This window comes from Blautia sp. CGZ-1-C1 (assembly GCF_056504575.1).
Genome location: NZ_JBWLUT010000125.1, coordinates 1 through 6,584, shown reverse-complemented (window position 1 = coordinate 6,584; position 6,584 = coordinate 1). Strand labels below are relative to the sequence as shown.

The window sequence follows — 6,584 nt, the reverse complement described above, 5'->3', positions numbered from 1 at the left end:
TGCAGGAGAAGAAGCTATTCTGCGGATTTTAAAAGAAATTGACAAAGCCAAAAATAGAGAGAGTATTGGAGCAGGAATTCAGAAACTCCTTGAAGTTCTCGGCAATTATGGAAATGCAGATCGAGCTTATCTTTTTGAAACGGTTCATAGATGCTACAAAGCATATTCGCCAGATGGATTCAGAAAGTGCTGAAATTCCGATCATTGCTGTGACTGCCAATGCCTTTAAGAGTGATGAAGAATATTGTGCTGAAGCAGGAATGAATGCTCATCTTTCAAAGCCTTTTGATATAAATAAACTAATGGAAGTACTTACATCCCTGTTGGACTTAGAATATACGGAGGATAAAAATGTTCAATAAAGAAAAGCAAAGTGAAAATAATATCTTTTCACTGGATAATACAAAGTTAAATGAAAACTGTCAAAAAATCGTACAGGATGCAGTGAGCGAACTGAATATTGTTGGATTCATGACAGGATATTATGATGAAAATCTTACAATTACACAGGTCAGTTCACACATGTTGAAGAATCTGGGATATACGTTTGAAGAATTTCAAAAGAAAACATCAGGTTCTCTGAGAAATCTTTTATATGGAGGAAACCAGACCTTTCTTGAATACGAGAGGTTCCAGCGCCTTCAAGGGTGTGGAGAAGGACAGATGCTGATGAGCGATGGCACACCTGTATTTGTCCGTATGTGCAAGAAAGATGCCATAGCAGATGATGGAAAGCAGGTATGGGTATTGTCTGTTCAGATTGACTGGATGCAGCAGAATCTGAAACTGATCAATAACGTGATTCATTCTGGGATGTGGCATTTTGATTGTGACAAAAGCGGAAATATTAAGGAAGTGTACTGGAGTCATGAGTTTCGCACGATGCTTGGGTATCATGACATTCTTGATTTCCCAAATAAACTGGAATCGTGGTCAGATTTGTTACATCCAGAAGACAAGAAAGCAACACTTACACTGTTAGAGCAAGCAATTCAAGACAAAACAGATAGTGTGAAATATGACTGTGAATACCGCTTGAAGATGAAAGATGGTTCCTATCAATGGTTCCGGGCAAATGCCGAGACAACCAGACGTCTGGACGGAACAGTACGTTTTATTGTCGGTACATTCATAAATATTGACAAGAGAAAGCAGAGCGAGATGAAAGCACAGAGAAATGAGGCATTTCATCGCGCCTATACAGAGGGAAATATCTGCGAGTATTATGTAAATCTAAAGGATAATTCTTTTGAGTCACTAAAAGTAGAGGATTCTCTTCTGGAGATTTTTGAAAAGAGCCATACATGGGATGAACTGATTCAGGCATACCTGGATAATTATGTTGTTGATGAGGACAAGGAAGCGGTTTCTCATTTTTACAACCGTAATTTTATTGTTGAAAAACTGAGTGAAGGTTCAAAAGAAATTAACCTTGAATGCAGAATACGGATACAAGGTGATGAACACTGGGTTCGTAATGTCCTTATGAGAGGAGAAGAAAATGACGGTTCATGCTATGCAATGATCTTCGTCCGGGATATTACAGAAGCCAGAAAAGAAATGGAAAACATATTGGAGCTGACACGTAAGAATGATGCGATGGATCTGCTTCTTCAGGGAACAATGCGTCTGGTCAATCGTTTTGCTATGTGCAATCTGGAAGATGATACTTATAAGTTTTATAGTCTGCACGGAAAAAAGCCACCATACGATGCTTACGGAACATATCATGACCTGATCAGGAGGATTGCATCCCGCTATAAAGTGGTGGCAAAGGATGAAACGATTGACAAAGTGATTTCAGCAGATCATATCCGTGGCATGATTAGAAGCATGGATGATATTTATAAGCTGGAATATTGTACGGAAGATGAAAAGCATTTTAAGAGCATGGCTTTCATTCCTTTGTCTTGGAAAGACGGAGTACTTGAAAAGGTGCTGTTGATCGCACAGGATACCACTCAGGAAAAACTTGCGGAGATAGAATCGAGGATTGCTTTGAAGGATGCTTATGAAGCGGCTAACAAGGCAAACAGGTCAAAGACAGAGTTTTTATCAAATATGTCTCATGATATTCGGACTCCGATGAATGCAATCGTTGGTATGACAGCCATTGCTGGAGCAAATATTGATCATCCGGATCGTGTGATTGATTGCCTTGGAAAAATAACCAAGTCGAGCCGTCATCTGCTTGGTTTGATTAATGAAGTACTGGATATGTCACGCATTGAAAATGGAAAGATCGAACTGACGGAAGAAGACTTTAATCTGGCTGAACTGGTAGATAACTTGATCGCAATGACACGTTCCGAGATTGAAGCTCACCATCATGATTTTGAAGTACGGCTCAACAAAATTGAACATGAATATGTAAGAGGAGACAGTTTAAGAGTACAACAGATATTTACTAATATTATGAGTAATGCCATCAAATATACCCCAGATGGCGGCAAGATACTGTTTTCTATTACGGAAAAGCCTACCACTTCCCTGGATATAGGATGCTATGAGTTTGTGATTCAAGACAACGGTATGGGAATGAGCGAGGAATTTCAAAAGGTTATGTTTGACCCGTTTACTCGTGAAGATGATAAACGCATCAGCGAAATCCAGGGAACCGGTTTGGGAATGGCAATCACAAGAAATATCGTCAATATGATGAATGGAAACATTAAGGTAGAAAGCAAGCTGGGAAAGGGAAGCAGATTTACCGTTACTATTTTCCTTCGTCTGCGGGATGAAAAGTCAGAGACTATTGATGAACTGGTCAACTTGCCCGTGCTGGTTGTGGATGATGATAAGATATGCTGTGAAGGAACAGTGGCTATTCTTAATGAGATTGGAATCGACGGAGAGTGGGTACTGTCAGGAAAAGAGGCAGTAGAGCGTGCAGTGAAACGTCATGAGAATGGCAATGATTATTTTGTATATATTATTGACTGGCAGATGCCGGGAATGGATGGAATTGAAACAACAAGGCAGATACGCCAAAAGATAGGACCTGATGTTTCTGTCATTGTTCTGACGTCCTATGATTATACAAAAATCGAAGAAGAAGCCAAAGCAGCAGGAGTAGATGAATTCATTTCAAAACCGTTGTTCCGCTCAAGACTTACCGCAGCACTGCAAAAAATAATCTCCGGAAAGCCGAGTCAGGATGCAAGAGATTACCTGAAAAATATCGCTGCAAGTGATTATACAGGAAAGAAAATCCTTTTGGTGGAAGATAATGAACTGAACAGAGAAGTTGCAGCTGAGATCATAGGTATGACAGGTGCTGAGATTGAAACGGCTGTAAATGGAAAAGAAGCTGTAGATAAGGTAGCAGATCATCCAAATGGATATTATGATTTGGTCTTTATGGATGTGCAGATGCCGATTATGAATGGGTATGAGGCGGCTACAGCTATCCGTTCCCTGCCTAAACACAAAGGTGAGCTGTTGCCAATCGTTGCAATGACGGCAAATGCATTTACGGAGGATGTGATACTTGCAAAGAGTGCAGGAATGAATGAACATATTGCGAAACCTCTTGATATGGAAAAATTGAACAGAATGTTGCACGAATGGATGTAAGCCACGATAATAAAAAAATCAATTTACAGATGAGTGATAATTAAGAGGAGAAGGAAATAATTATAAGTAGAGTGTATTCAAGATTGTTTAATAATCCACCAAGAAGCAGTAAGGAATGGAAACTGGAATACAATGCAAGAACTTCTGCTGAGCGTTCTAATAAACGCGAGAAATTAGATTTTAAAGCTCATATAATGACACTATATTGACGTGACACGAGTATGTGAGTATACTGTAAACCATGTGGAGGTTTTGCGTATGTCAGCAACAAATCTGAACATCCGAACGGATAAGGAAATCAAAAATCAGGCTGAGGAGATTTTTAATGAACTCGGTCTGAATATGACAACTGTGATCAATATGTTTCTGAGAACTGTGGTTCGAGAATACGGCATTCCATTTGAATTAAAACTGGACGTGCCGCAGGAAACAGCGGCAGAAGCATTTAGAGAGCAAGAAATTGTTGTCTGACCTTTCAGAATGTAAATCCTCGAATGAGGAAACAATTAAAGGATAAATCTGAAAAGCGAATCAGCTGATGGAAAAATGCACGCTCTGCAGATGCGGTATTTACATCAGTCCCTTCCACATATTTCTATGAAATAAAAAGTGGAGTCAAATTGAATGAAAACACAATCGGACAAGAAGTCAGTCAAAGACATTAAGGAGTTAAAGCAGAGATTTACTAAGCTTTCCATAGGTTTATTTGCAATTTTGACGCTTTCAATCATATTGTTGGCATCAGCATATACATATATTCTGCAAAAATCGTATACAGATATCGCCCTTGAAACGGAACTCAAACGTGATATGGAAAATGCGGATGTAATCCATAAATTGGTAAATGAAAAAATCGGAAGAGAAGAATTTGCCACGCTCCGCCATCAATCTGATGAAAATACAGAAATGTATCACGAGGTTTCCTCGTTTCTAAATGAAATTCGAACGTTGAATTCAACCAGATATTTATACACTGCCACCCGAAATGAAGAAAACAGGCTGATCTATGTGGTGGACGGTCTGGATCCCAACGCAGGAGATGTCAGACATCCGGGAGACTATATTGAGGATGAAATGATTCCGTATATTAACAAGGCTCTTTCAGGAGAAACGGTGTATTCGCAGAACATTGTTGATACGACATGGGGTCCTATTTTCACAGCCTGTTATCCTATAACGGGCGATTTAATGGGCGATTCGGATGAAATAGTTGGTTCTTTATGCATTGAAATGGATATGCAGTCTGTGAATGGGCTGGTAGAGCGAACAAGAAGAGCATCCGTTTATGTTGGAACTATGGCAGGATGTGTGCTGTTTTTGCTTTGTGCTGTCTGCTTTATCAGCTACAAAAGAAAAAGAGAAGATGAAATTGAACAGAAGCTTTTGTTGAGCGAGGCTGCGGAAAAAGCAGAGACCGCAAACAGAGCAAAATCATCCTTCTTACTTAACATGTCACATGATATTCGATCACCTATGAATGCTATTATCGGGTTTACGGACATTGCACTGAACCAGACAAATGTATCTGAAATTCACGATAGTCTGCAAAAGGTAAAAATAAGTTCAGAGCATCTGCTGTTGTTATTGAATAATGTACTGGATCTTAGCCGTATCGAGAACGGAAAGGTAAGCTTCTCACCTGAGCCGGAGGATTTGCCTGTACTAATAGATAATGTGATTGCTATCGTGGATGGACTCCTGCTGAATCGGGATTTAACATTTGAGATACATCGCAACATCCCTAAAGAACTTTATGTTCTGACGGATGCAACAAAAATTCGTGAGATATTGACGAATCTTCTGAGTAATGCGGTCAAGTTTACAAAAGATGGCGGAACGATTACTTTTGAAATTAGTATCAAACCGGGCATAGACGAACGGCATATTGTAGGCAGTTATGTGGTAAAAGACAATGGCATTGGTATGAGTGAAGAATTTCAGAAAAGGCTGTTTGAACCCTTTTCACAGGAGGATAACGGCGCACGAACACATTATGCCGGAACGGGGCTTGGAATGGCAATTTCCAGGCAATATGTAGAACTGATGGGCGGTACAATTACGGTTCACAGCAAGAAAGAGTGTGGTTCGTCTTTTACAGTAGAAATTCCTATGGAACTTGCAGACCCAAAACAGATACCTGAGCTGAATCTGATACAGGATGTCAGCCTTAATGGAGTAAAGGTTCTTCTCGCAGAAGATAATGAGCTGAATGCGGAATTGGCAATCACGCTGCTCGAAGAAGCAGGTATGCATGTAACTCGTGCAGTAGACGGACAGGACGCAGTGGCTTGTTTTGCCAACAATCCAGCAGACACATATGATGTGATTCTAATGGATATCCTGATGCCTAAAATGAATGGGCATCAGGCGGCAAGGGCAATACGTGCAATGAGCAAGGAGCGCCCAGACGCTGCGAAAATTCCAATCATCGCACAATCTGCAAATGCTTTCAAGGAAGATGTACAGGCATCCTTGGATTCTGGAATGAACGGACACATTTCAAAGCCATTCAATATAGATGCAGTGACCACTGCAATAAAACAAAATATAAAGAGATAGAAGATTGAGCAACAATCCGATAACTATCAGAGCATCGTTCAAGGTTTATTTGGACGGTGCTTTTTCTATACCCATTTTTCAGAGAGAAAGCAGAAGCTGACAGCGGCAGGCTATGATTATTCTGCGGTGCAGAAGCGTGTCAATGAACTGCTCAGATAACTGAATAAGTACACAGCAGCAATGCCCATCGAGGAGTTGATTCCTTGGTGGGCATTATTTTTTTGCCTTTCAGTTCTTAAAGCGTAACCTTTTGTCCTTTCACCAGTAGAGGGCAGACAACACGATACGCACCCTCGGAACGGAGGTCACAGGATGACAGAATCACAGAAACAACAGATCATATCCTTTCGCAGACATGGCATCGGATATTTGAAAATAGCACAGGAACTTGGCATTTCGCAGAATACGGTAAAGTCATACTGCCGCAGGAACAATCTGACGAAACCAAT

At 40.3% G+C, this 6,584-nt stretch carries 6 protein-coding genes and 1 pseudogene; all 7 read left to right on the top strand.

Features of this window, described 5'->3' with window-relative positions; all coding sequences use genetic code 11:
* Positions 1 to 193 (top strand): annotated as a pseudogene (locus AC058W_RS11870) (hypothetical protein); the annotation flags it as partial.
* Positions 174 to 362: a response regulator gene (locus tag AC058W_RS11865; RefSeq protein WP_182474164.1), complete on the top strand. Its 189-nt coding sequence runs from the start codon at positions 174 to 176 to the stop codon at positions 360 to 362. The pseudogene AC058W_RS11870 and the gene AC058W_RS11865, both read left to right, overlap by 20 nt.
* Entirely contained in the window at positions 352 to 3,576 is a 3,225-nt protein-coding gene (locus tag AC058W_RS11860) for a hybrid sensor histidine kinase/response regulator (RefSeq protein ID WP_479390108.1), read from the top strand. Before AC058W_RS11865 ends, AC058W_RS11860 begins: the two co-directional genes overlap by 11 nt.
* Before the next feature lie 258 nt (positions 3,577 to 3,834).
* Positions 3,835 to 4,047, top strand: a complete 213-nt coding sequence (locus tag AC058W_RS11855) for a type II toxin-antitoxin system RelB/DinJ family antitoxin (protein ID WP_117677702.1) — start codon at positions 3,835 to 3,837, stop codon at positions 4,045 to 4,047.
* 153 nt (positions 4,048 to 4,200) lie between these two features.
* Positions 4,201 to 6,135 (top strand): ATP-binding protein, encoded by a 1,935-nt coding sequence (locus AC058W_RS11850; protein WP_118610055.1) that lies wholly within the window; start codon positions 4,201 to 4,203, stop codon positions 6,133 to 6,135.
* Positions 6,136 to 6,138: 3 nt separating this feature from the next.
* Positions 6,139 to 6,294 (top strand): hypothetical protein, encoded by a 156-nt coding sequence (locus AC058W_RS11845; RefSeq protein WP_445291952.1) that lies wholly within the window; start codon positions 6,139 to 6,141, stop codon positions 6,292 to 6,294.
* A gap of 153 nt (positions 6,295 to 6,447) precedes the next feature.
* On the top strand, positions 6,448 to 6,584 hold a 137-nt coding region (locus AC058W_RS11840), incomplete at its 3' end, for a helix-turn-helix domain-containing protein (protein WP_479390109.1).

Coding starts and splice junctions, on each gene's coding strand:
- AC058W_RS11860 (WP_479390108.1), top strand. CDS start 352: ATGTTCAATAAAGAAAAGCAAAGTGAAAATAATATCTTTTCACTGGAT.
- AC058W_RS11865 (WP_182474164.1), top strand. CDS start 174: ATGGATTCAGAAAGTGCTGAAATTCCGATCATTGCTGTGACTGCCAAT.
- AC058W_RS11855 (WP_117677702.1), top strand. CDS start 3,835: ATGTCAGCAACAAATCTGAACATCCGAACGGATAAGGAAATCAAAAAT.
- AC058W_RS11850 (WP_118610055.1), top strand. CDS start 4,201: ATGAAAACACAATCGGACAAGAAGTCAGTCAAAGACATTAAGGAGTTA.